Annotated in this window: 24 protein-coding genes; 14 read left to right on the top strand and 10 right to left on the bottom strand. The window is 62.7% G+C overall.

Going from position 1 to position 24,608, the window contains the following annotated elements; genetic code table 11:
- Positions 1–2 precede the first annotated feature (2 nt).
- The 3 genes from NGJ21_RS07160 to NGJ21_RS07150 form a co-directional block, all read right to left on the bottom strand.
- Positions 3–461 carry a tripartite tricarboxylate transporter TctB family protein gene (locus tag NGJ21_RS07160; protein ID WP_251961973.1) on the bottom strand — a complete coding sequence of 153 codons (459 nt, stop codon included), beginning with the start codon at positions 459–461 and terminating at the stop codon, positions 3–5.
- Positions 462–591: 130 nt separating this feature from the next.
- Positions 592–1,572 (bottom strand): Bug family tripartite tricarboxylate transporter substrate binding protein, encoded by a 981-nt coding sequence (locus tag NGJ21_RS07155; protein WP_012312979.1) that lies wholly within the window; start codon positions 1,570–1,572, stop codon positions 592–594.
- A 31-nt stretch (positions 1,573–1,603) separates the two neighbouring features.
- Positions 1,604–2,893: an OprD family porin gene (locus NGJ21_RS07150; RefSeq protein ID WP_161872334.1), complete on the bottom strand. Its 1,290-nt coding sequence runs from the start codon at positions 2,891–2,893 to the stop codon at positions 1,604–1,606.
- Positions 2,894–3,093: 200 nt separating this feature from the next.
- Here NGJ21_RS07150 and tctD point away from each other — a divergent pair, with 200 nt between their 5' ends.
- Together tctD and tctE are read left to right on the top strand one after the other, a co-directional pair.
- Entirely contained in the window at positions 3,094–3,765 is a 672-nt protein-coding gene (gene tctD / locus NGJ21_RS07145; RefSeq protein ID WP_012312981.1) for a two-component system response regulator TctD, read from the top strand.
- Entirely contained in the window at positions 3,758–5,137 is a 1,380-nt protein-coding gene (gene tctE / locus NGJ21_RS07140; protein WP_046784942.1) for a two-component system sensor histidine kinase TctE, read from the top strand. Before tctD ends, tctE begins: the two co-directional genes overlap by 8 nt.
- A gap of 40 nt (positions 5,138–5,177) precedes the next feature.
- On the opposite strand, the gene NGJ21_RS07135 is transcribed toward tctE, so the two are convergent.
- Positions 5,178–5,984 carry an HDOD domain-containing protein gene (locus tag NGJ21_RS07135; RefSeq protein WP_046784943.1) on the bottom strand — a complete coding sequence of 269 codons (807 nt, stop codon included), beginning with the start codon at positions 5,982–5,984 and terminating at the stop codon, positions 5,178–5,180.
- A 31-nt stretch (positions 5,985–6,015) separates the two neighbouring features.
- On the bottom strand, positions 6,016–6,957 hold the full coding sequence (gene ygfZ / locus NGJ21_RS07130) for a CAF17-like 4Fe-4S cluster assembly/insertion protein YgfZ (RefSeq protein ID WP_046784944.1): 942 nt from the start codon (positions 6,955–6,957) through the stop codon (positions 6,016–6,018).
- 133 nt (positions 6,958–7,090) lie between these two features.
- Between ygfZ and NGJ21_RS07125 the strand changes: the two genes are divergently transcribed.
- The gene (locus NGJ21_RS07125; protein WP_008094993.1) at positions 7,091–7,345 is read left to right on the top strand and encodes an FAD assembly factor SdhE; all 255 of its coding nucleotides are present in this window, start codon (positions 7,091–7,093) and stop codon (positions 7,343–7,345) included.
- Positions 7,329–7,787, top strand: a complete 459-nt coding sequence (locus NGJ21_RS07120) for a protein YgfX (RefSeq protein ID WP_046784945.1) — start codon at positions 7,329–7,331, stop codon at positions 7,785–7,787. Before NGJ21_RS07125 ends, NGJ21_RS07120 begins: the two co-directional genes overlap by 17 nt.
- A 52-nt stretch (positions 7,788–7,839) precedes the next feature.
- Here NGJ21_RS07120 and nadB read toward each other — a convergent pair whose 3' ends face one another.
- Complete coding sequence (gene nadB, locus NGJ21_RS07115) at positions 7,840–9,444, bottom strand: L-aspartate oxidase (protein ID WP_125924242.1); 1,605 nt, start codon at positions 9,442–9,444, stop codon at positions 7,840–7,842.
- Positions 9,445–9,879: 435 nt separating this feature from the next.
- On the opposite strand from nadB, the gene rpoE reads away from it, so the two are divergent.
- The 10 genes from rpoE (at position 9,880) to pdxJ (ending at position 19,786) form a co-directional block, all read left to right on the top strand.
- Positions 9,880–10,461, top strand: coding sequence for an RNA polymerase sigma factor RpoE/AlgU (gene rpoE, locus NGJ21_RS07110; RefSeq protein ID WP_003252049.1), 582 nt, complete (start codon positions 9,880–9,882; stop codon positions 10,459–10,461).
- Positions 10,462–10,492: 31 nt separating this feature from the next.
- Positions 10,493–11,083, top strand: a complete 591-nt coding sequence (locus NGJ21_RS07105) for a sigma-E factor negative regulatory protein (RefSeq protein WP_115273695.1) — start codon at positions 10,493–10,495, stop codon at positions 11,081–11,083.
- A 12-nt stretch (positions 11,084–11,095) separates the two neighbouring features.
- On the top strand, positions 11,096–12,061 hold the full coding sequence (locus tag NGJ21_RS07100) for a MucB/RseB C-terminal domain-containing protein (protein WP_115273696.1): 966 nt from the start codon (positions 11,096–11,098) through the stop codon (positions 12,059–12,061).
- Between the two features lie 209 nt (positions 12,062–12,270).
- Positions 12,271–13,677 (top strand): DegQ family serine endoprotease, encoded by a 1,407-nt coding sequence (locus NGJ21_RS07095; protein ID WP_196998204.1) that lies wholly within the window; start codon positions 12,271–12,273, stop codon positions 13,675–13,677.
- Between the two features lie 182 nt (positions 13,678–13,859).
- The gene (gene lepA, locus NGJ21_RS07090) at positions 13,860–15,659 is read left to right on the top strand and encodes a translation elongation factor 4 (protein ID WP_046787795.1); all 1,800 of its coding nucleotides are present in this window, start codon (positions 13,860–13,862) and stop codon (positions 15,657–15,659) included.
- Between the two features lie 5 nt (positions 15,660–15,664).
- Positions 15,665–16,519 carry a signal peptidase I gene (gene lepB / locus NGJ21_RS07085; RefSeq protein WP_115273697.1) on the top strand — a complete coding sequence of 285 codons (855 nt, stop codon included), beginning with the start codon at positions 15,665–15,667 and terminating at the stop codon, positions 16,517–16,519.
- 161 nt (positions 16,520–16,680) lie between these two features.
- Entirely contained in the window at positions 16,681–17,370 is a 690-nt protein-coding gene (rnc, locus tag NGJ21_RS07080; RefSeq protein WP_012312992.1) for a ribonuclease III, read from the top strand.
- Positions 17,363–18,265, top strand: a complete 903-nt coding sequence (era, locus tag NGJ21_RS07075) for a GTPase Era (protein WP_046787792.1) — start codon at positions 17,363–17,365, stop codon at positions 18,263–18,265. The genes rnc and era overlap by 8 nt, the downstream gene beginning before the upstream one ends.
- A gap of 53 nt (positions 18,266–18,318) precedes the next feature.
- Positions 18,319–19,002 (top strand): DNA repair protein RecO, encoded by a 684-nt coding sequence (recO, locus tag NGJ21_RS07070; RefSeq protein ID WP_012312994.1) that lies wholly within the window; start codon positions 18,319–18,321, stop codon positions 19,000–19,002.
- A 61-nt stretch (positions 19,003–19,063) separates the two neighbouring features.
- Complete coding sequence (gene pdxJ / locus NGJ21_RS07065) at positions 19,064–19,786, top strand: pyridoxine 5'-phosphate synthase (RefSeq protein ID WP_218176392.1); 723 nt, start codon at positions 19,064–19,066, stop codon at positions 19,784–19,786.
- A gap of 99 nt (positions 19,787–19,885) precedes the next feature.
- On the opposite strand, the gene cmoB is transcribed toward pdxJ, so the two are convergent.
- The 4 genes from cmoB to lon all read right to left on the bottom strand — a co-directional run bounded on the left by cmoB (position 19,886) and on the right by lon (position 24,593).
- On the bottom strand, positions 19,886–20,842 hold the full coding sequence (gene cmoB, locus NGJ21_RS07060) for a tRNA 5-methoxyuridine(34)/uridine 5-oxyacetic acid(34) synthase CmoB (protein WP_237860593.1): 957 nt from the start codon (positions 20,840–20,842) through the stop codon (positions 19,886–19,888).
- Complete coding sequence (gene cmoA / locus NGJ21_RS07055; RefSeq protein ID WP_046787789.1) at positions 20,839–21,582, bottom strand: carboxy-S-adenosyl-L-methionine synthase CmoA; 744 nt, start codon at positions 21,580–21,582, stop codon at positions 20,839–20,841. Before cmoA ends, cmoB begins: the two co-directional genes overlap by 4 nt.
- A gap of 89 nt (positions 21,583–21,671) precedes the next feature.
- Positions 21,672–22,064, bottom strand: coding sequence for a protease inhibitor I42 family protein (locus NGJ21_RS07050; RefSeq protein ID WP_046787788.1), 393 nt, complete (start codon positions 22,062–22,064; stop codon positions 21,672–21,674).
- A 108-nt stretch (positions 22,065–22,172) separates the two neighbouring features.
- Positions 22,173–24,593, bottom strand: coding sequence for an endopeptidase La (gene lon / locus NGJ21_RS07045; protein WP_046787787.1), 2,421 nt, complete (start codon positions 24,591–24,593; stop codon positions 22,173–22,175).
- Between the last annotated feature and the right edge of the window lie 15 nt (positions 24,594–24,608).

Raw genomic sequence — 24,608 nt, 5'->3', positions numbered from 1 at the left:
TGTCAGTTCTCCAGTACGCTCAGCAGGCCGAGGGGCAGGGGCACATCCATCACGCGGTCGAACAGCCAGTAGAGGAACAGGCTCATGCCCACCACCACCAGGGTGCTGCGTAACCAGCGGCCGCCGTACAAGCGGGCCATAGGGATGCCAACCAAGATGGCGCTGAGGATGAAGCCCAAGGCTTCAAAGGTGCTGGCGAAGAGCAGCAGCAGGCCGACGCAGGCGGCAATCTTGGTCAGGGTTGCGCGGTCCAGCGCAGGCTCGTCGTCCTTGTGCACGATGGGCGTGGGGCGTATGGCGAGATAGAGCAGGCCCAGGCTCATCAGGCCAAGCATCAACAGCGGGTAGGCACGTGGGCCGACCGGTTCGTAGGAAAAGGCCGCCTGGTAGGGCCAGGCCATCACGGCCAGGGCGGCGCACAGCGCCAGCAGAGCCAGGGCGAAGATACGTTGCAGGATCATTGGGAATCCTCATTGAGGTTGCAGTGGCCGTAAAGGCCTATTCGCCGGCAAGCCGGCTCCCACGGTGTGAGCAACGCTGTAACTGTGGGAGCCGGCTTGCCGGCGATGGGGCCAGTATCGGCACCCAGGCTTACTGAACCAGGCCGAATTCCTTGGCCAGTGCCTTGTAGTCCGCCACTTGCTTCTTCACATAGCCGTCCAGTTCGTCACCTGTCATGGCGAACGGGAACAGCTCGCGCTGGTCACGCAGCTTGGCGAAGTCTTCAGAAGCAAGCATCTTGTCGAAGGAGTCCTTCCACCAGGCGTACTCTTCATCGCTCACTTTCGGCCCAAGGTAGAAACCGCGCACCACCGGCCAGACGATGTCGTAACCCTGTTCCTTGGCGGTGGGGATGTCTTTCATCTCCGGCTCGTCCAGGCGGTTTTCCGAGAACACGGCGAGGATGCGCATGTTGCCGCTCTGGATGTGTGGCATGGAGTCGGAGATGTCGGTGGAGCCGACCTGGATGTGGCCACCTAGCAGCGCGGTGGCGATTTCACCGCCCCCTTCCAGGGCCACGTAGCGCAGGTCGCGGGGGTTGATGCCGGCGGCCTTGGCGATCAGGGCAGTCTGCATCCAGTCCTGACTGCCGACGGTGCCACCGGAGCCGATCACCACCTTGCTCGGGTCTTTCTTCAGCGCCGCGACCAGGTCATCGAGGGTCTTGTAGGGCGAATCGCTTTTCACGGCGATGGCGCCGTAGCTGGTGCCGACCGCCGCCAGCCATTTCACGGCATTTTCGTCGAAGCGGCCGAACTTGCCCTGGGCCAGGTTGAGCAAGGAGCCGCTGGACCACGCCACCAGCGTGCCGGCATCGCCCGGGCGCTGCGCTACCACGGCGTTGTAGGCCACTGCGCCGACACCGCCTGGCATGTAGGTGACGCGCATTGGTTTGCTGAGGATCTTTTCCTGCACAAGGGCGCTTTGCACCAGTTTGCAGGTCAGGTCGAAACCGCCGCCGGGCGAGGCCGGGGCGATGCATTCGGGGCGTTTGGGTTCGGCGGCGAGGGCATTGCCGGCCAGCAGCAGGCAGCCGGTAGCCAGGGCGAGGCGGCGCAGTGAAAAGGTCATCGTCTATCTCCGTGAGCGTTGTTGTTATGGGTTACCACAGGGCGACGCTGTAGCTCACCAGCAGCCGCACTTCGTCGGCATCGCGGGCGAAATTCGAACGGAAGGTGGCGTTGCGCAAGCGCACGGCGACGTTTTTCAACGGGCCGCTTTGTACCACGTACTTGAACTCGGTATTGCGCTCCCACTCCTTGCCCTCGCTGCCATCGGCGCGGCTGACGTTGTCGCCGTTGATGTAGCGGGTCATGAAGGTCAGGCCAGGGACGCCCAGCGCTGCGAAGTTGTAGTCGTAGCGCACTTGCCAGGAGCGCTCGTCGGCGCCGGCGAAGTCGTTGATCTGCACGAAGTTGACCAGGTACGGGTTGGCACCATCGACATAAGGGAAGGCGCTGTCACCTGACAGGTGCTGGTAGGCGGCGCTCACCTTGTGCCCGCCCAAGGCATAGCTGAACATGCCGTTGACGGTGGTGTTGTCGATGTTGCCGGCCTTGGCCTGGCCCTGATCATCGCTCACTGCCAGGCGCAGGTCTGCCCCGAAGGTGCCCGGGCCCCAAGGCTGGGTGGCGACCATGCCGAGGAAGTGCTGGCGGTAGATGTCGTCGAGCTGGCCGAAGTGGTAGCTGCCGGTGATGCGATCGGTGAATTGGTAGTCGACGCCCGCCAGGTCGAGGTTGTCTGCCGCGAACGTGCCGCCGAAGCGACCGTTCTTGTTGTTCAGGGTCAGGTCTTCCCAGTTGGTGTCATTGCGATCCTTGACCTTTTCCAGGCGCCCGCCGGTGAAGGTGAGGTTCTGGATTTCTTTCGAGGTGACCAGGCCGCCCTCGAAGGTCTGCGGCAGGATGCGCCCGTCGTTGGGCTGCAGGGTCGGCAGTTCGGGGATCAGTGAGCCGATTTTCAGTTCGGTCTCGGACACTTTCACTTTGCCGGTCAGGCCGAGTTTGGAGTACTCATCGGCGGCCTTGCCATCATCGTGGGTCGGCAACAGGCCAGAGCCTGCGCGGTCGGGGCTTGAGTCGAGCTTGATGCCGAGCATGCCCAGGGCGTCCAGGCCAAAGCCCACGGGGCCGTCGGTGTAGCCGGACTCGAAGTTGAGCATCAGGCCCTGGGCCCACTCTTCGCGCTTGGATTGCTGTGCACTGGTGCCGTCGCGGAAGTCGCGGTTGAAGTACATGTTGCGGGTTTCGAAGGTTGCCGTGCTGTCTTCGAAGAAGGCGGCCTGGCTCATCGGGGCGACGCCGGCAAGCGCAAGGGCGCAGGCATAGGCGTATGGGCGTGCGGATGGGGAACGGGTAGGCGCGAACGCCTGCGGCTGCGATGACAGCATCGGGGATGACTCCGTTATTGTTCTTATTCGTTGCACCTTGCTGGTGCTTTATTTCGGCGCGTGGGGCGACCGTGGTGCGATGCTAGGTAACGAACCTTTCGCTAACCTTTCAGCCTGAAAGGTTTGTTACAAGGGGCTTCACAGACCGGGCTACAGCGGTACACTCCGCGCCACCGCCCCACCCGAGCAGGGAGAATCCGATGCGTGTGCTGCTGGTCGAAGACCACGTACAACTGGCCGAAAGCGTGGCCCAGGCCCTGAAGAGCCATGGTTTGACCGTGGATGTGCTGCATGACGGCGTGGCCGCCGATCTGGCTCTGGCCAGCGAGGAGTACGCCGTTGCCGTGCTCGATGTGGGCCTGCCGCGCATGGACGGCTTTGAGGTGCTGGCCCGCCTGCGCGGGCGCGGCAAGACCCTGCCGGTGCTGATGCTGACGGCGCGCAGCGATGTGAAGGACCGGGTGCATGGCCTGAACCTGGGCGCCGACGATTACCTGGCCAAGCCCTTTGAGCTGACCGAACTGGAAGCACGGGTCAAGGCCCTGCTGCGCCGCAGCGTGCTCGGCGGCGAGCGCCAGCAGCGCTGCGGCCCGCTGGTGTATGACCTTGATACCCGGCGGTTCGCCCTGGGCGAGGACAACCTGACGCTGACCTCCCGTGAGCAGAGCGTACTTGAGGCGCTGATCGCACGCCCCGGCCGGGTGATGAGCAAGGAGCAATTGGCCGCCCAGGTCTTCGGCCTGGACGAAGAGGCCAGCCCCGACGCCATCGAAATCTACATCCACCGCCTGCGCAAGAAGCTCGACGGCCAGTCGGTGGCCATTGTCACGTTCCGTGGCCTCGGCTACCTGCTCGAGCACCGCGATGCGTGACAATGGCAGCCTGCGCGGGCGCTTGCTGGGCAACCTGGCGCTGTTGCTGGTAGTGCTGATGCTGGCCAGCGGCCTGAGCGCCTACTGGAATGGCCGCGAGGCGGCCGATACCGCCTACGACCGTACTTTGCTGGCATCGGCGCGGACCATCGCTGCCGGCCTGTCCCAGCGCGACGGCACGCTCAGCGCGGACGTGCCCTACGTGGCGCTGGACACGTTTGCCTACGACAGCGCCGGGCGCATTTACTACCAGGTGCTGGACATCAACCAGAAACTGATCTCGGGCTACGAGAACCTGCCGCCACCCCCGCCGGGCACACCGCGTACCGACGATTACCCGGCGCTGGCGCGCTTCTACAACGCCACCTACCTCGGGCAGGACGTGCGTGTGGTCAGTCTGCTCAAGGCGGTCAGCGAGCCGAACATGAACGGCATGGCTGAAATCCGTGTGGCCGAGACGGAGGAGGCGCGGGTGAGGATGGCGCGCGGGCTGATGGCCGATACCCTGCTGCGCCTGGGCATGCTGGCGCTGGGGGCATTGGGGATGGTCTGGTTCGCCGTGAGTGCGGCGCTGCGCCCGCTGGAGCGTCTGCGCAAAGCCGTGGAAGAGCGCCAGCCGGATGACCTGCGCGCGCTGCCGCGGGTGCAGGTGCAGCGTGAGCTTGACCCGCTGGTGCGTGCCTTGAATCACTTCACCGAACGCTTGCGAGGGCAGTTCGAGCGCCAGGCGCAGTTCATTGCCGAGGCCGCCCACGAACTGCGCACGCCATTGGCAGCGCTCAAGGCGCGGGTCGAGTTGGGCTTGCGCTCGAAGCAGCCCGAACAGTGGCACCAGACGCTGGAGTCTGCCGCCCAAGGCACTGACAGGCTGACCCATCTGGCCAACCAGCTTTTATCGTTGGCACGGGTGGAAAATGGCGCTCGGGCAATCGCCGAAGGTGGCGCTCAGCGCCTGGACCTGAGTCAGCTGGCACGCGAGCTGGGCATGGCGATGGCACCGCTGGCGCATAAACGGGGCGTGGCCCTGGCGCTGGAGGCCGCGGCGCCGGTGTGGCTCAAGGGGGAGCCGACGCTGCTCAACGAGTTGCTCAGCAACCTGGTGGACAACGCGCTGGCACATACCCCGGCGGGCGGTAATGTGATCTTGCGGGTTCTGGCGCCAGCGGTACTGGAGGTCGAAGATGATGGCCCGGGTATCCCCGAGGATGAGCGCGAGCGGGTATTCGAGCGCTTCTATCGCCGCAGTGCCCAGGGAACTGGCTTGGGGTTGGCGATTGTGGGTGAGATCTGTCGCGCGCACCTGGCGCAGATCAGTCTGCATGACGGCGAGAATGGGGGGTTGAAAGTGCGAGTGAGTTTTATCGCTGACTGATGGCTTGCCTGTGCAGAACCTTTGGCGGGCAAGACGCTGGCTAGCGCAGCATGCTCCGCGCTTCCAGCAGTTCGCCAATCTCCAGCTCCGTGCCAAACGGCAACCCCAGGTGCCGATAGGCCGGCAACGCCGCCAGCGGCCGGCTGCGTCCGCGCTGGCTGAGGCAGCGGGCAATCTGCACCACGTCGATGTAGTCCACTTTGTCGGTGCGCCGGTCCAGGTCTTGAACCTGGCTTGGCAGGTTGACCAGTTGCTCGGGGAACTCCCATGACGAAAGTATCTTGTCGCCCAGCACAGGCTGGATCTGCTCGATCACGTAGTGCAGGCATACCGGGTCGGAGAGCAGTTCGTTGTGCTCTTCGGCGTAGATCAGCACCGGCAGCGCGCCGATCTGGTTGACCAGGCCGCCGAGGGTGGCCTGGTCAGGCTTGAGGTGGGTAAAGCGGCGGCATATTTCGTAGCTGATGCCCGCGACTTCGAGGCTGTTTGCCCAGATATCCCTCAATTTTTGCTCAACTGCCGATGAGCGTGCATGGAAGATCTGCTCGATCACCAGGCCGATGGCCAGGTTGCAGCTGTAGTTGATACCCAGGCGGGTGATGGCCGTGTGCAGGTCGGTGACCTCGATCGCCGCCCGCAGCAGCGGGCTGTTCACCACCTTGATCAGGCGGGCGGAGAGGGCAGCATCGCGGCCAATCACCTTGCTCAGGGCAGCAACGCTGATTTCCGTGTCCTCGGCAGCCTCGCGGATGCTCAGGGCAACTTCCGGAAGGGTCGGCAGAACCAGGTCATCGTTGGCGATGGCAGCCAGCAACTGTGCTTGAACCATCTCGGCCAGCTTGTTCATGTACTTCTCTACAGCAGGGGTGGCGGGCTGGTCAGCGCTGGATTTCCCGGTCGCGATCCAGTTCGTAAGGCAGGCTCGAGACCTGCAGGCGTGGGCCTTGCAGGCTGCCCAGGTGCAGGTTGTCGTCTTCCACGGCCTCGGCACTGAGTACCGCAAGCAGCTCGCAGCCTTGGCCCGTGCTGGCCGCGATGACCACTTCCCCGACCGATGAGCCATGGGTCGGCGAGAAGATTTGCGCACCCGGGGCAGGAATATCCTGCTGGTCCAGCAGCAAGCGGTACTGACGTCGCTTGAGCTTGCCCAGGTACTGCATGCGGGCGACGATTTCCTGGCCGGTGTAGCAGCCCTTCTTGAAACTCACGCCATCGACCGCCTGCAAATTGATCATTTGCGGGATGAACAGCTCACGGGTCGGGCCCATGACCTGGCCTATGCCGGCACGGACCTGCCCCAGCAGCCAGTCGTTGAGAGGCCCTTGCGGCAATGCGCTTGCCAGTTGTTCACGCACGCTGGCGGCGGCGTCCGCCGGTACCCAAAGTTCCACGCGACCTTCGGAGACGGCCACGGCGATCAGGCCTTCATGGCGTTCGGTGGCGCCGGCGCTGGTCGGCACCTTCAAACCCAGAGTCCGCAGCGCCGCATCACCGCCCTGCAGGCCGAAACGCGCCCAGGCGGCGCTTTCGTCGCTGAGCGTGGCTTTGGAAAACACGGCGTATTTTTTCAGGTCGGCCAGCTGCGCCTCGAGCAGTTCGCTGGCCATGGCCAGCAGGTAGCCGTTGCCTTCGGGCAGGATGCGGAAGCTCGACTGCATGCGCCCCTTGACCATGCAGCGGGCGCCAAGGCTTGCGTGCTCGGGGCTGAGGTAGTTGATGTTGCAGGTCAACTGGCCCTGCAGGAACTTGCCGGCGTCGGAGCCGCGGACGGCGAGGATGCCCTCGTGGGACAGGGGGCTGTAGAAAGCGGAATCGGCCATGGGGGATCGCGGTGGCTAAAGACTGGCGGCCATCATAGAACGCCAGTAACAAAATAGGTAGGTGACTAGACCAACGCCTCGTGCCGCTTCGTGCGCCTGGCTGTATACTGGCCGCCCATTTGAGGAGGGCCCCATGGTCGAACAAACTGAACTCAACCGGCTTTTCTGGCACAGCCGCCGCGGCATGCTGGAACTCGACGTACTGCTGGTGCCTTTCACCCAGGAGGTCTACCCGACCCTGAGCGAAGCCGATCGCGAACTCTACGTTCGCCTGTTGAGCTGTGAGGATCAGGACATGTTCGGCTGGTTCATGGAGCGCACCGAGTCCGAAGACCCGGAGCTGCAGCGCATGGTCCGCATCATTCTGGACCGTGTCCAGCCCAAGTGAGTGTTTCGAGTGCCGTTGGCAGGGCTCGCGCCTGCTGCTGACGGCCTACCTGATCTGCCAGGTGCTGGCGTTGCTTGCCTTGTGGCTGAGTGCGCTGCCCTGGTGGCTTTCCCTTCCTGCCTCCGTCGCTTGTCTGGCCCATGCCTGCTGGGTGATCCCCCGACGCATACTGCTGACCCATGCTCAAGCCGTCACTGGCCTGCGCCGGGATGCTTGCGGCTGGCAGCTTTTCAGCCGTGCCGGGGGCTGGCAGGCGGTGCGTCTGTGTCGCGACAGCGTGGCGCTGCCGGGCCTGGTGGTATTGCGGTTCGCAAGGCCTGGGCGCTGGTTGGGCGAGAGTCAATGTGTTGTCGGCGATGCGCTGGCGGCGGATCAGCATCGGCGCCTGCGGGTACGGCTGAAATTCAGTCGGCGCAGGTGGGCTGAGGTCGCGGCACGCTAGTCAGGTGCCGCGTCGCCCCTTTGCGGTTTTACCCGCGAAGGGGCATCGATCTTCAGGCTGGGCTCAGTATGGTGTCCTTGGCCTCAGCCAGCATCCCGGGGTAATCCAGGGTGTAGTGCAACCCGCGGCTTTCCTTGCGCTGCATGGCCGAGCGGATCATCAGCTCCGCCACCTGTGCCAGGTTGCGCAACTCGATCAGGTCGCGGCTGACCTTGTAGTTGCTGTAGAACTCGTCGATCTCGTCCAGCAGCAGGCGCACGCGGTGCTCGGCACGCTGCAGGCGCTTGCTGGTGCGCACGATGCCCACGTAGTCCCACATGAACCGCCGCAGTTCGTCCCAGTTGTGCGCGATGATCACATCCTCATCCGAGTCGGTGACCTGGCTGGCATCCCAGCAGGGCAGGGCTTTGGGCATGGCAATCTGCGCCAGACGGGCCTCGATGTCCGCGGCAGCGGAACGGCCGTAGACGAAACACTCGAGCAGCGAGTTGCTGGCCATGCGGTTGGCGCCGTGCAGGCCGGTGAAGCTGGTCTCGCCGATGGCGTACAGGCCCGGGACGTCGGTATGGCCGCGATCGTCGACCACCACCCCGCCACAGGTGTAGTGGGCGGCGGGCACTACCGGGATCGGCTGCCGGGTGATGTCGATACCGAAGGCCAGGCAACGCTCATAGACCGTTGGGAAATGGCTTTTGATGAAGTCGGCCGGCTTGTGCGTGATGTCCAGGTAGACGCAGTCCACGCCCAGGCGCTTCATCTCATGGTCGATGGCCCGGGCCACGATGTCGCGCGGAGCCAGTTCTTCGCGTGGGTCGAAGCGCGGCATGAAGCGTTCACCATTGGGCAGGCGCAGCAGGGCGCCTTCGCCGCGCAGGGCTTCGGTGATCAGGAAGCTCTTGGCCTGCGGATGGTAGAGGCAGGTGGGATGGAACTGGTTGAATTCCAGATTCGCAACCCGACAGCCGGCGCGCCAGGCCATGGCGATGCCATCGCCGCAGGCACCATCGGGGTTGCTGGTATACAGGTAGACCTTGGCGGCGCCGCCGGTGGCAAGCACGGTAAAGCGCGCCCCGAAGGTGTCCACCTCACCACTGTTGCGGTTCAGCACGTAGGCGCCCAGGCACCGCGCGCCGGGCAAGCCCAGGCGCCGCTCGGTAATCAGGTCGACCGCCACTCGTTGCTCAAGCAGTTCGATGTTGGGGCGTTTGCGGGCTTGCTCCAGCAACGTGGTGAAAATGGCTGCGCCCGTGGCATCGGCGGCATGGATGATGCGCCGGTGGCTGTGCCCGCCTTCGCGGGTCAGGTGAAATTCGAAGCCGCCATCGTCAACGCTGGAGTGCTCATCGCGGGTAAAGGGCACGCCCTGTTCGATCAGCCACTCAATGGCTTCGCGGCTGTGCTCGACGGTGAATCGCACGGCATCTTCGTGGCACAGCCCGCCGCCGGCATTGAGAGTGTCCTCGACATGGGACTGCACGGTATCGGTGTCGTCCAGTACCGCGGCCACGCCACCTTGGGCCCAGAAAGTCGAGCCATTGGCCAGGTCGCCCTTGCTCAGTACGGCGATGCGCAGGTGGGCGGGAAGGTTGAGTGCCAGGCTGAGACCGGCTGCGCCGCTGCCGATCACCAGGACATCATGTTGGAATTGTTGGCTCATGTCGGGACACTAGTAATCTTCGGAGGGGGCACGGCACAATAGACACGCGTAGATGGCATTGTGAAACTATCGTGAATAGAGGCCGGGTTGCCTTTATAGCAGCCTGCGGTGGCCAATTTCCATGCCACTTGCGACGTTAGGGCAATCTTCGTGGGAACTTTCCTACATGGCTGGAAATCCTATGAAGGCTGCCCGTGCGCCATCATTTCGCGCGGCGACGCGTGGCGGCGGCTCTATCCGGGCTGACACCTGCGTATCCGAAACCTGATTATCGACGCTGCCGGCCGTGCCCGCGCCGCGTCTTCCGTGCGAGCCAGTCAAGGGCCGCAGGAAACTTGCTTGGAGGAGAGAACTTTTGCGAAAAGCCCGAGTCTATGTTTGCAAGCCCGAACGATGGCTGATGCAACGCTCCTTCGAGTTCACTGAGGAGTGTTCATGCTAACCCAGGAAGAGGATCAGCAGCTTGTCGAGCGCGTGCAGCGCGGTGACAGGCGAGCGTTCGATCTGTTGGTGCTGAAGTATCAGCACAAGATTCTCGGGTTGATCGTGCGGTTCGTTCACGATACCCACGAGGCCCAGGATGTAGCGCAGGAAGCCTTTATCAAGGCCTACCGTGCGCTTGGCAATTTCCGCGGTGACAGTGCGTTTTATACCTGGCTGTACCGCATCGCCATCAACACGGCGAAGAACTATCTGGTGTCCCGTGGAAGACGGCCGCCAGACAGCGATGTGAGCTCCGAGGATGCGGAGTTTTACGACGGCGATCATGGCCTCAAGGATCTCGAGTCCCCAGAACGCTCCCTGTTGCGGGATGAAATCGAAGGCACAGTCCATCGCACCATCCAGCAACTGCCTGAAGATTTGCGCACGGCTCTGACCCTGCGTGAGTTCGACGGGTTGAGTTACGAAGACATTGCCAGTGTCATGCAATGTCCGGTGGGTACCGTGCGCTCTCGAATCTTCCGCGCTCGGGAGGCCATAGACAAAGCCCTGCAGCCCTTGTTGCAGGAAACCTGAGACAGCGGCGACAGCCAAGAGAGGAACCGCCATGAGTCGTGAAGCTTTGCAGGAATCGCTGTCCGCGGTAATGGATAACGAAGCGGACGAACTGGAATTGCGACGGGTGCTGAGCGCCGTCGACGATGCCGAAACCCGTGCCACCTGGTCGCGTTACCAGGTAGCCCGCGCAGCGATGCACAAGGAGCTGTTGCTGCCGAAACTGGATATCGCCTCGGCGGTGTCTGCCGCCCTGGCTGACGAAGCCGTACCGGCCAAAGTCAAGCAAAGCCCATGGCGCAGCATTGGCCGCCTGGCCGTTGCCGCCTCGGTTACCGTTGCTGTGCTGGCTGGCGTACGCATGTACAACCAGGACGAGATCACCGGCGCCGAGCTGGCTTCGCAGCAACCTGCCCAGCAAGGCCTGAGCATGCCACAAACTCAGGGCCCGGCTGTTTTGGCAGGCTATAGTGAAGGCAGTGAGCAACCGACCGGGCCGATGGCCAATGGCGTGCTGCAGAACCAGGCCGGCTGGGATCAGCGTCTGCCGGGGTATCTGCGCCAGCACGCGCAGGAATCCGCGCTCAAGGGTACTGAAACTGCCCTGCCGTATGCCCGCGCCGCCAGCCTGGAAAACCGCTAAGTAAGGAGGATCATGCGCGCGCTACCTCTCCTGTCACTGCTTGTAGGCAGTTGCATGACGGTGCCGGCGTTGGCAGCCAATTCGTCGCCCCAGGCAAGCGAATGGTTGAACAAGCTGGCACAGGCCGAACAAAGGCAGAGTTATCAGGGCTCCTTCGTTTACGAACGAAACGGCAGCTTCTCATCCCACGACATCTGGCATCGGGTTCAGGACGGCAAGGTCAGCGAGCGATTGCTCCAGCTTGACGGTGCCGCCCAGGAAATCGTGCGGGTGGACGGCAAGGTGCAATGCGTCAGTGGTGCATTGGCCAGTGGCGTGAGCAACTTGCCCGATGCCGCGCCGCGCATGCTCGACCCCCTCAAACTGATGAGCTGGTACGATTTGGCTGTAGCAGGCAAGGCACGGGTCGCCGGGCGCGATGCGGTCATTGTCACGCTTACTCCGCGCGACCAGCACCGCTACGCATTTGAAATGCACCTGGACAGCAAAACCGGCCTGCCGCTACGCTCGTTGATGCTCAACGACAAGGGGCAGTTGCTCGAGCGCTTCCAGATGACGCGCCTTGATACCGATGACCTGCCTACCGATGCCGATTTGAAGGCCAGTGCCGCCTGCAAACCGGTAGAGCGTGTGGCCCGCCCCAAGACCGAAGCCGTTGCAGGCTGGCGCTCGGACTGGCTGCCACCGGGTTTCGAGCTGATCAACAGTACCGTACGGCGTGACCCTTCTGGCGATAGCACCATCAGCAGCCTCATGTATGACGATGGCCTGGCACGCTTCTCGGTGTTTCTGGAGCTGGTCACGGAAGATGCCAGCGCTGATGTGCGTACTCAGCTAGGCCCTACTTCGGCCGTTTCACGTCGCCTTAACACGCCCAAGGGTAAGGTGATGGTCACTGTGGTCGGCGAAATTCCATTAGGTACTGCAGAACGCGTCGCATTGTCGATGCGCCCACAGGATGCTCAGGCGCGTCAGTGATGGCGCCCTTTTTCGGCTCATGCCAAGGCGCACGGACATGCGGCTGAAATGAAATTAAAGCATTGTCATTTGCAATCCATCTGTAAATTTTCTATAGGTCAGGCTTCTTGGAGTCTGGCCTTTCCTGCTTTTGCAGGCGGTCTTACGCTAACTACGCTCGTTGTGACGGGAGCCGTATGTCAATACCACGCTTGAAATCCTACCTATCGATGTTCGCCGCCGTGCTGATGCTTGGCCAGGTGCTGACCGCCCAGGCCGAGGAGGCCCTGCCGGACTTCACCACCTTGGTCGAGCAGGCCTCGCCGGCCGTCGTCAACATCAGTACCAAGCAAAAGCTGCCTGACCGCCGTGTCGCTGCCGGTCAGATGCCGGACCTCGAAGGCTTGCCGCCGATGTTCCGCGAGTTCTTCGAGCGCAACATGCCGCAACAGCCGCGTTCGCCCCGCGGTGACCGCCAGCGCGAGGCCCAGTCGCTGGGCTCAGGCTTCATCATTTCCAGTGACGGTTATGTGCTGACCAACAATCACGTGGTTGCCGATGCCGACGAGATCATCGTCCGTCTGTCCGATCGCAGCGAGCTGCAGGCCAAACTGGTCGGCACCGACCCGCGCACCGATGTGGCCCTGCTCAAGGTCGACGGCAAGAACCTGCCCACCGTCAAACTGGGCGACTCCGAGAAGCTCAAGGTAGGTGAGTGGGTGCTGGCCATCGGTTCGCCGTTCGGTTTCGATCATTCGGTGACCAAAGGGATCGTCAGCGCCAAAGGCCGCACCCTGCCCAATGACACCTACGTGCCCTTCATTCAGACCGACGTGGCCATCAACCCAGGCAACTCCGGCGGGCCGCTGTTCAACATGAATGGCGAAGTAGTGGGTATCAACTCGCAGATCTTCACCCGTTCGGGCGGTTTCATGGGCCTGTCGTTCGCCATCCCGATCGATGTCGCGATCGATGTCTCCAACCAGTTGAAGAAGGACGGCAAGGTCAGCCGCGGCTGGCTGGGCGTGGTCATTCAGGAAGTCAACAAGGACCTGGCTGAATCCTTCGGCCTCGACAAGCCGGCCGGTGCCCTGGTGGCGCAGGTGCTTGAAGATGGCCCGGCAGCCAAGAGCGGCCTGCAGGTGGGCGACGTGATCCTGAGCATGAACGGCCAGCCGATCGTCATGTCGGCCGACCTGCCGCATCTGGTAGGCACCCTGAAGGCTGGCGCCAAGGCCAAGCTTGAGATCATCCGTAATGGCAAGCGCCAGAACCTGGATGTGACCATTGGTGCGATGCCTGATGACGATGCCGATATCGGTACTGGTACGGGTGCCGATGGCAGTGCAGAGCGCAGCAGCAACCGCCTGGGTGTTTCCGTCTCTGACCTGACCGCCGAGCAGAAGAAATCGCTGGAGCTCAAGGGTGGCGTCGTCATCAAAGAAGTCCAGGATGGCCCGGCAGCCATGATTGGCCTGCGTCCGGGTGACGTTATCAGCCACTTGAACAACCAGGCGATCGCCTCGGCCAAGCAGTTCACCGAAATTGCCAAGGACCTGCCGAAGAACCGTTCGGTATCCATGCGCGTGCTGCGCCAGGGCCGGGCGAGCTTCATCACCTTCAAGCTTGCCGAATAAGCCGGCTTGCCAGTGGCAAAGGGCAGCTTCGGCTGCCCTTTTTCATGAGAGTTCACAATTCTTGGCGGGAGTCAGCCTGTATCGTGCGTCAGAGGAATCTCCCATATCCCTGCTGGTTGAGGTACAATTCCCGGCTATTTTTCGGCGGGCGTCCGGCTCGCAGCCTTTTCGAGTGTTGACCCGTGAGTGATTTGAGTCATATCCGCAATTTCTCCATCATCGCCCACATCGACCATGGCAAGTCGACGCTGGCCGACCGTTTCATCCAGATGTGCGGTGGCCTGTCGGCACGCGAAATGGAAGCTCAGGTTCTGGATTCCATGGACCTGGAGCGCGAACGCGGGATCACCATCAAGGCCCACAGCGTCACGCTTCACTACAAGGCGCAGGACGGCAAGACCTACCAGCTGAACTTCATCGATACGCCCGGCCACGTCGACTTCACCTATGAAGTCTCGCGTTCGCTGGCGGCCTGTGAAGGTGCGCTGCTGGTGGTGGACGCCGGCCAGGGTGTCGAAGCCCAGTCGGTGGCCAACTGCTACACCGCCATCGAGCAGGGCCTTGAGGTCATGCCGGTCCTGAACAAGATGGACCTGCCCCAGGCCGACCCTGATCGGGTCAAGGACGAGATCGAGAAGATCATCGGCATCGACGCTACCGACGCGGTGGCGTGCAGTGCCAAGAGCGGCATGGGCGTCGACGAGGTGCTCGAGCGCCTGGTCCACACCATTCCCGCGCCTGTGGGCGAGATCGATGCCCCGCTGCAGGCGTTGATCATCGACTCCTGGTTCGACAACTACCTGGGCGTGGTTTCGTTGGTGCGCGTGCGTCAGGGCCGCGTCAAGAAGGGCGACAAGATCCTGGTCAAGTCCACCGGCAAGGTGCACCTGGTCGACAGCGTGGGTGTCTTCACCCCGAAACATACCCAGACCGCTGATCTGAAAGCCGGTGAAGTAGGCTTCATCATTGCCAGCATCAAGGACATCCATGGTGCGCCGGTCGGTGACACCCTGACCTTGTCCTCGACTCCCGAGGTCGAAATGCTGGCCGGTTTCAAGAAGATCCAGCCGCAGGTTTATGCCGGCCTGTTCCCGGTCAGCTCCGACGATTTCGAGGACTTCCGCGACGCCCTGCAGAAGCTGACCCTGAACGACTCGTCGCTGCAATACATGCCCGAAAGCTCCGATGCACTGGGCTTCGGCTTCCGTTGCGGCTTCCTGGGCATGCTGCACATGGAGATCATCCAGGAGCGCCTGGAGCGCGAATACGACCTGGACCTGATCACCACGGCTCCGAGCGTGATCTACGAGCTGGAACTCAAGACCGGCGAAACCATCGTTGTCGACAACCCGTCGAAGCTGCCTGATGTTTCGGCTGTCACGGACTTCCGCGAGCCGATCGTCACCGCGACCATCCTGGTGCCGCAGGAGCATCTGGGCAACGTCATCACCCTGTGCATCGAGAAGCGTGGCGTACAGCGCGACATGCAGTTCCTCGGCAGCCAGGTGCAGGTGCGTTATGACATGCCGATGAACGAAGTGGTGCTGGACTTCTTCGACCGCCTGAAGTCGACCAGCCGCGGCTATGCTTCGCTGGACTATCATTTCGATCGCTACCAGTCGGCCAACCTGGTCAAGCTGGATGTACTGATCAACGGCGACAAGGTCGATGCCCTGGCATTGATCGTGCACCGCGACAACGCGGCCTATAAAGGCCGTGCGTTGACCGAGAAGATGAAGGAACTGATCCCTCGGCAGATGTTCGATGTGGCGATCCAGGCAGCCATTGGCGGCCAGATCATCGCGCGGACAACCGTCAAGGCGCTCAGAAAGAACGTACTGGCCAAGTGCTACGGTGGTGACGTCAGCCGTAAGAAAAAGCTGCTGGAGAAGCAGAAGGCCGGTAAGAAACGCATGAAACAGGTGGGCAACGTGGAGATTCCACAAGAAGCCTTCCTCGCCGTGCTCAGGTTGGATAGCTAGGTCCTATGTCGCTAAATTTCCCGCTGTTGCTAGTCATCGCCGTAGCCGTTTGCGGTCTGTTGGGCTTGATCGACCTGCTGTTCCTGGCCCCGCGCCGGCGGGCGGCTGTCGCCAACTACCAGGGTAGCGTCACCCAGCCAGAAATGGCCGTGGTCGAGCGCCTGAACAAGGAACCGCTGCTGGTCGAGTACGGCAAGTCGTTCTTCCCGGTGCTGTTCATCGTACTGGTGCTGCGCTCGTTCCTGGTAGAGCCGTTCCAGATCCCCTCGGGGTCGATGAAACCGACCCTGGAAGTGGGCGACTTCATCCTGGTGAACAAGTTCTCGTACGGCATTCGCCTGCCGGTGATCGACAAGAAGGTCATCGAGGTGGGTGACCCGCAACGCGGTGATGTGATGGTGTTCCGCTACCCAAGCGACCCGAACGTCAACTACATCAAGCGTGTGGTGGGCCTGCCAGGTGACCAGATCCGCTACACCAGCGACAAGCGGTTGTTCGTCAATGGCCAGCCCATTGCCGAGCAATTGGTCGGCGCCGAGCCCGGCACCCTGGGCAGCGCCGAGCTGTACAAGGAAAAGCTGGGCGAAGCCGAGCACCTGATCCGCAAGGAAATGACCCGTTATCGCATGCCGCCGGACCAGCAGTGGACCGTGCCGGCCGGCCATTACTTCATGATGGGCGACAACCGCGACAACTCCAACGACAGCCGTTACTGGGATGACCCGAACATTCCCAAGGAACTGCACGGCATGGTTCCGGACCGGAACATCGTCGGCAAGGCCTTCGCGGTCTGGATGAGCTGGCCAGAGCCCAAGCTCAGCCACTTGCCCAACCTGTCGCGGGTCGGCCTGATCCATTGATACCCTTCGGCGCTGTCCAGCAGACAGCGCCGAATGCATTTCTGACATAGGCTGTGTTCTCAGGGATCGAGAGATTCGTCGCTCGCCGCGACGGGCCACAGCCAAACAGTCTTTCAGGATGTTGATTTGAACAACGCGTTGAACAACCAACGGGTGGCTGCATGAGTGCTTCCCTTGCCCGTCTCGAGCGCAAGCTCGGTTACACCTTCAAAGACCAGGACCAGATGGTGCTGGCCCTGACCCATCGCAGCTACGCCGGGCGCAACAATGAGCGCCTGGAGTTTCTCGGCGATGCCATTCTGAACTTCGTGGCCGGCGAGGCGCTGTTCGAGCGCTTCCCGCAGGCCCGCGAAGGCCAGCTGTCGCGCTTGCGTGCTCGCTTGGTCAAGGGCGAGACCCTGGCCCGGCTGGCCCGCGGTTTCGACCTGGGTGAGTACCTGCGCCTGGGCTCCGGTGAGCTCAAGAGCGGCGGTTTCCGCCGCGAGTCGATCCTGGCCGATGCCCTCGAAGCCCTGATCGGCGCCATCTACCTTGATGCCGACATGCAGACCGCCCGCGAGCGCGTGCTGGCCTGGCTGACCGACGAGTTCGAAAGCCTGACCCTTGTCGACACCAACAAAGACCCGAAAACCCGCCTGCAGGAGTTTCTGCAGTCGCGTAGCTGTGAGCTGCCTCGCTACGAGGTGGTGGACATCCAGGGCGAACCGCACTGCCGTACCTTCTTCGTCGAATGCGAAGTGGTGCTGCTGAACAACAAGAGCCGTGGCCAGGGCGTGAGCCGGCGTATTGCCGAGCAAGTCGCCGCCGCCGCCGCATTGATCGCCCTGGGCGTGGAGAATGGCAATGACTGAGAACAATCCGACCCGCTGCGGTTACGTGGCCATCGTCGGCCGCCCCAACGTGGGCAAGTCGACCTTGCTCAACCATATCCTCGGCCAGAAGCTGGCGATCACCTCGCGCAAGCCACAGACTACCCGCCACAACATGCTCGGCATCAAGACCGAGGGTGATGTGCAGGCCATCTACGTCGACACCCCCGGCATGCACAAGGCCAACGACAAGGCCTTGAACCGCTACATGAACCGCAATGCCTCGGCGGCCCTGAAGGACGTCGATGTGGTGATTTTCGTGGTCGACCGTACGCGCTGGACCGATGAGGACCAACTGGTGCTCGAACGCGTTCAGTACGTGACCGGCCCGCTGATCATTGCAGTCAACAAAACCGACCGCATGGACGAAAAAGCCGAGCTGATCCCGCACCTGCAGTGGCTGCAGGAGCAACTGCCCAATGCCGAGGTCGTACCCATCTCTGCCCAGCAGGGGCACAATCTGGACGCGCTCGAGGCGCTGATTGCCAAGCACCTGCCGGAGAATGATCACTTCTTCCCGGAAGACCAGATCACCGACCGCAGCAGCCGCTTCCTGGCCGCTGAACTGGTGCGCGAGAAAATCATGCGCCAGCTGGGTGCGGAATTGCCGTACCAGATCACCGTGGAGATCGAGGAGTTCAAGCAGCAGGGCCATGTGCTGCACATCCATGCGTTGATCCTGGTGGAGCGTGACGGCCAGAAGAAGATCATCATTGGCGACAAGGGCGAGCGCATCAAGCGCATTGGCTCCGACGCGCGCAAGGACATGGAAACCCTGTTCGACGCCAAGGTCATGCTCAACCTCTGGGTCAAGGTCAAAGGCGGCTGGTCCGATGACGAGCGTGCACTGCGCTCGCTGGGCTACGGCGACCTGTAACCCCTCCAGCGGCCCGGATCTCTCCGGGCCGCTCTGCTTTCAGGCCACACTTCATGGAACAACCTGTCGGCCAGCCGGCCTACGTGCTGCACAGCCGTGCCTACAAGGAAACCAGCGCGCTGGTGGACTTCTTCACGCCGCAGGGGCGCGTGCGCGCGGTGTTGCGCCGTGCAAGGGGCAAGGGTGGCAGCCTGGTGCGGCCGTTCGTGCCGCTGGAAGTGGAACTGCGCGGCCGCAGTGAGCTAAAAAACGTCGGGCGCCTGGACAGCATGGGCATCGCGGCCTGGCTGCACGGCGATGCACTGTTCAGCGGCCTCTACCTCAATGAACTGCTGATGCGCCTGCTACCTGCCGAAGCACCACAACCGGAACTGTTCGAGCACTACGCTCTGACCTTGCAGGCCCTGGCCGCCGGGCGCCCGCTGGAGCCACTGCTGCGTTCCTTCGAATGGCGGCTGCTGGAAGACCTGGGTTACGCCTTTGCGCTTGACCACGACGTCAGCGACGAGCCGATCGAAGCCGACGGGCTGTACCGCTTGCAGGTCGATGCCGGCCTTGAACGCGTTTACCTGGTTCAGCCTGGCTTGTTCAATGGCGCCGAGCTGTTGGCCCTCGCCCAAGCCGACTGGGATGCACCTGGTGCGCTGCTCGCGGCCAAGCGCCTGATGCGTCAGGCGTTGGCGGTCCATCTGGGGCCAAAACCGCTGGTCAGCCGGGAACTGTTTCGCAAGCGCTGAGCTCGTCGTATGCTGTGGGGCTAAATCTTCAGGAGAGCCTTTCGTGACTCACAGCAACCGCATGCTTCTCGGCGTCAACATCGACCACGTGGCTACCTTGCGCCAGGCCCGCGGCACACGCTATCCGGACCCGGTCAAGGCTGCGCTGGATGCCGAGGAAGCAGGCGCCGATGGCATCACCGTGCACTTGCGCGAAGACCGCCGGCACATCCAGGAGCGCGATGTGGTGCTGCTCAAGGACGTGCTGCAAACCCGCATGAACTTCGAGATGGGCGTCACTGAAGAGATGATGGTGTTCGCCGAAAAGATTCGCCCGGCGCATATCTGTCTGGTACCTGAAACACGCCAGGAACTGACCACCGAGGGCGGCCTCGATGTGGCTGGGCAGGAGGCACGCATCAAGGCTGCGGTAGAGCGCCTGTCGCGCACTGGCGCCGAAGTGTCGCTGTTCATCGACGCCGACGAGCGGCAGATCGAAGCCTCGCGCCGTGTGGGTGCCCCGGCCATCGAGCTGCATACCGGTCGTTATGCCGATGCCCAGACGCCGACTGAGGTGGCTGAGGAGCTCAAACGGATCGTCGACGGCGTCGCTTTTGGCGTCGGTCAGGGGCTGATCGTCAATGCCGGGCATGGCCTGCATTACCACAATGTCGAGGCGGTGGCGGCAATCAAGGGCATCAATGAATTGAACATTGGCCACGCTTTGGTGGCCCATGCACTTTTCGTAGGTTTCAAGGCAGCGGTGGCAGAGATGAAGGCGCTGATCGTCGCAGCTTCGCGCTGATCATCTGCGCTGCGTTATGCAGGCGGCCCATCGCCGGCAAGCCGGCTCCCACAGGTACAGCGCAGGCCTCAAGAGCTGCGCAGTCCCGGTGGGGGCTTTTCATTTGCGCGCCAACAGCGTGGCGCGGCGTGGGGCGGGCAACCCCTCGATGGTCTTGCTATGGTCGTTCGGGTCGAGGAAGTCCCCCAGCGACTGGTAGCGCATCCATTCGGTGCTGCGCTGCTCCTCGACGCTGGTCACACTGACATCCACGCAGCGCACATCGCTGAAACCCGCACGGCGCAACCAGCGCTCCAGCGCCGTGACCGACGGCAGATACCAGACATTGCGCATCTGCGCGTAGCGGTCTTCAGGCACCAGTACCTGCTGCTCGTCGCCCTCGACCACTAGCGTCTCCAGTACCAGCTCACCCCCTTTGACCAGGCAGTCCTTGAGCGCCAGCAGGTGCTCGATGGGGGAGCGGCGATGGTAGAACACCCCCATGGAAAACACCGTGTCGAAACCTTCCAGGCTGGCTGGCAGTTCCTCCAGCGCAAACGGCAGGTGCCAGGCCGGCAAGCCGGGCAGGTACCGCTGCACGGCCTGGAACTGGCAGAAGAACAGCCAGTTGGGGTCAACCCCGATGACCATGTCGGCGCCTGCACCGAGCATGCGCCATTGGTAATAGCCGTTGCCGCAACCGACATCGAGCACACGCTTGCCCTGCAGGTCCAGGTGCGGTGCCACGCGCGACCACTTCCAGTCCGAGCGCCACTCAGTGTCGACATGCACGCCGAACAGGTCGAACGGCCCTTTGCGCCAGGGCGACAGGCCCATCAGGGCCTGGCGCATCTGCGCGCGGGTGGCGTCGTCGCAGTCACAGTCCAGACGCAGGCCGTCGGCCAGGTCGATTTCGCTTGGCTGCAGTGCCGGCAAGGCGTCCAGCGCACCGCGCCAGCGCTCGAGATCGCCGTGGCCTTTCTCCAGCTTGGCTTGAAGTTGTGCTTGCAGGCCTTGCGACCATAAAGCCAGTGGGGTGCCCGCCAGGCGGCGGACGAGGGGGGACAGATCGATCATGGCAGGGCTATCAGCGAGGCGAAATTAAGGCATTGGAACCAAGGCACCACCTTGCTGAAACCCGCCGCGCGCAGGCGCTCGGTGTGGGTGTGCAGGGTGTCGGGTTTCATCACGTTCTCGATGGCGCTGCGCTTCTGGGCGATTTCCAGTTCGCTGTAGCCATTGGCACGCTTGAAGTCCAGGTGCAGTTCATTGAGCAGGGTCTGCTCCTGGTCATCGGCGAAATGCAGTTTCTCCGAGAGGATCAGCGCGCCACCGGGCAGCAATGCCTGACGGATGCGGCCGAGCAACGCCAGGCGCTGTTCAGGGGCGATGAACTGCAGGGTGAAGTTCATCGCCACCACCGAGGCAGGCTCGAAGGGCAGGGCCAGGATGTCGGCGTCCAGTACCTGAACCGGCAGCAGTTCCTGGAACATCGAGTCCTGCGCGGTGAGGTACTGGCGGCAACGTTCGACCATGGCCGCGGAGTTGTCCACCGCGATCACCCGGCAGCCCTCGCTGCGCACATGGCGGCGCAGCGACTGGGTAACGGCGCCAAGGGACGCGCCGAGGTCATACAGGGCGGTATCGGGCTGGGCGAAGCGCGCCGCGAGCACACCAAGGTTCTCGACGATGGTCGGGTAACCGGGCACCGAGCGCTTGATCATGTCCGGGAACACGCGCACCACGTCTTCGTTGAACACGAAGTCGGGAACTTGCTCCAGAGGCTGGGCGAAAAGGCGGTCGGGTTGTTTGCTCACGGTGAATCCAGGCGGCTGACAATTGGCAGGGCCGGCATTCTAGCCAAACCGCGCCAAGGATGCATGGTCGGCTGACCAGCGCTGTACGTTCAGTTGACCTGCACCGCGCAGTCGAAGGTCTGTACAGGCCGAACTTCCGGGGCCCAGGGCTGCTGATAGACCAGCACCAGATGGCCTTCGCCTGCGGCACGGGCTTCGAAGCGCCAGGTGGAAATGCCCGCGCTGCCGACGATGCCGGCTTCCTCGGGGGCGCTGTAGACCTCGGGGCCGAGGCTGCGCAAGATGTTCGAGGCCGGGTTCTGCACCAGCCAGCGGTAGCCGGTGGAGGGGTTGCTGGGCAGGGTCAGGGTGAGCGCCTGGCCGACCTGCATGCGCTTGGGGCATTCGCTTTCAGCGTCCAGTTCGACGGTTTGCCTGGGCTGCTGGGCGCAGGCGGTAAGCAGGACGAGGCTCAGGGGAACGAGCAGACGAGGGACAGTCATGGTAGCTCCAGAGGCTGGCGAAGGCCTGAGGATAACCGATGATAGATGGGTTTTGTGCTATCAGTGCCGCCCTCATCGCCGGCTTGCCGGCGATGAGGGCGTTGCGGGTCAGAACAGCACTTTAGCCACGTCGGCAAAGCGCTTGGCAAAGTGCACGGTCAGCCCTTCACGCAAGTACTCAGGCAATTCTTCGAAGTCCCCGCGGTTGGGCTCGGGCAGGATCAGTTCGAAAATCTTCTGCCGCCGCGCTGCGATGACCTTCTCGCGCACACCACCAATCGGCAGTACCTGGCCGGTGAGGGTCAGCTCGCCGGTCATGGCCACCCCTTTTTTCGGTGCCTGGTCACGGGCCAGCGACAGCAGTGCGCTGGCCATGGTGATACCGGCGCTCGGCCCATCCTTGGGCGTGGCGCCTTCTGGCACGTGCAGGTGAATGAAGGCTTCGTTGAAGAAAGCCGGATCACCACCAAATTGCTTGAGGTTGGAGCTGACGTAGCTGTAGGCGATCTCGGCAGATTCCTTCATCACGTCACCCAGCTTGCCGGTGAGCTTGAAGCCGCGATTGAGCGTGTGGATGCGGGTTGCCTCGATCGGCAATGTCGCGCCACCCATGCTGGTCCAGGCAAGGCCGGTAATCACGCCTTTGCCTGCCAGCACCTGTTCACTGCGGAACACGGGTATGCCGAGTGCGGCCTCCAGGTCCTTGGTGCCGATCTTGAGCTTGGCATCCGGGGCTTCGAGCAGCTTGACCACGGCCTTGCGCACCAGTTTGCCCAGCTGTTTTTCCAGCTGGCGTACACCGGCTTCGCGGGCATAGCCCTCGATCACGGCGCGCAGGGCGCTATCGCTGATGGCCAGGCTGGTCTTGGCCACGCCGGCCTTTGCCAGCTGTTTGGGCCACAGGTGACGCTTGGCGATGGCCAGTTTCTCTTCGGTGATGTAGCCGGAGAGGCGGATCACTTCCATACGGTCGAGCAGAGGGCCGGGGATCGAGTCCAGCGTGTTGGCGGTACACACGAACAGCACCTTGGACAGGTCCAGGCGCAGGTCCAGGTAATGGTCGAGGAAGTCGACGTTCTGTTCAGGGTCCAGGGTTTCCAGCAGCGCCGAGGCCGGGTCGCCCTGGTAGCTCTGGCCCATCTTGTCGATTTCGTCGAGCATGATCACCGGGTTCATCACCTCGACATCCTTCAGCGCCTGCACCAGCTTGCCTGGTTGGGCGCCGATGTAGGTGCGCCGGTGCCCCTTGATCTCGGCCTCGTCGCGCATGCCGCCGACGCTGAACCGGTAGAACGGGCGCCCAAGCGATTCGGCGATGGACTTGCCGATGCTGGTCTTGCCCACGCCTGGCGGGCCCACCAGCAGCACGATCGAACCACTGATCTCGCCCTTCCAGGCGCCCACGGCGAGGAACTCCAGGATGCGTTCCTTGATGTCATCGAGGCCCGCGTGATGCTGGTCGAGCACCTTGCGCGCATGCTTGAGGTCGAGCTTGTCCTTGCCATATACACCCCAGGGCAGCGCACTGGCCCAATCCAGGTAGTTGCGGGTGACGGCGTATTCGGGGGAGCCGGTTTCAAGAATGGCCAGCTTGGCCATTTCTTCATCGATGCGCTTTTTTGCCTGCTCCGGCAGGGTCTTGCCTTGCAGGCGCTGTTGGAACTGTTCGAGGTCGGCACTGCGGTCGTCCTTGGTCAGGCCAAGCTCCTGCTGGATGACCTTGAGCTGTTCCTTGAGGAAGAATTCGCGCTGGTGCTCGCCGATCTGCCGGTTGACCTCGGCGGAAATCTCATTCTGCAGGCGCGCAACTTCGACCTCTTTGCGCAGCATCGGCAGGACCTTTTCCATACGCTTGAGCATGGGCACGCAATCGAGCACTTCCTGCAACTGGTTGCCGGTGGCCGAGGTAAGTGCGGCGGCAAAGTCGGTCAGTGGCGATGGGTCGTTGGGACTGAAGCGGTTGAGGTAGTTCTTCAGCTCCTCGCTGTACAGCGGGTTGAGCGGCAGTAGTTCCTTGATCGCATTGATCAGGGCCATGCCGTAGGCCTTGACCTCGTCGGTCGGCTCGCTTGGCTGGCGTGGGTATTCGACTTCGACCAGATAGGGCGGGCGATGGTGCTTGAGCCAGGTGCGGATGCGTACACGGGTCAGGCCCTGGGCGACGAACTGCAGCTTGCCGTTTTCGCGGCTGGCATGGTGCACCTTGACCAGGGTGCCGTACTCCGGCAAGGCCGCAGTGTCGAAATGGCGGTGGTCTTCGGGAGGGGTGTCCATGAAGAACAGGGCCAGGCAGTGGTCCGGTGTCTTGGCCACCAGGTCGAGGGTTTCGGCCCAAGGCTCTTCGTTGACGATGACCGGCAGTACTTGTGCTGGGAAGAACGGGCGGTTGTGGATCGGAATCACGTAGACCTTGTCCGGCAATTGCTGGCCGGGCAGGGCGAGGGCGTGGCCGGTTTGGGCCTGACCATCAAGGTGTTCGATTTCGCTGTTTTCGTCGGGTTGTTCCGGAAAATCCTGCTGGTCGCTCATGGGGCACCTGCGTGA

This window comes from Pseudomonas sp. Marseille-Q5299, assembly GCF_943737035.1.
Lineage (GTDB): Bacteria > Pseudomonadota > Gammaproteobacteria > Pseudomonadales > Pseudomonadaceae > Aquipseudomonas > Aquipseudomonas putida_E.
Note: the sequence above shows the minus strand (reverse complement) of the source record. Positions and strands in the feature narration are given on the sequence as shown.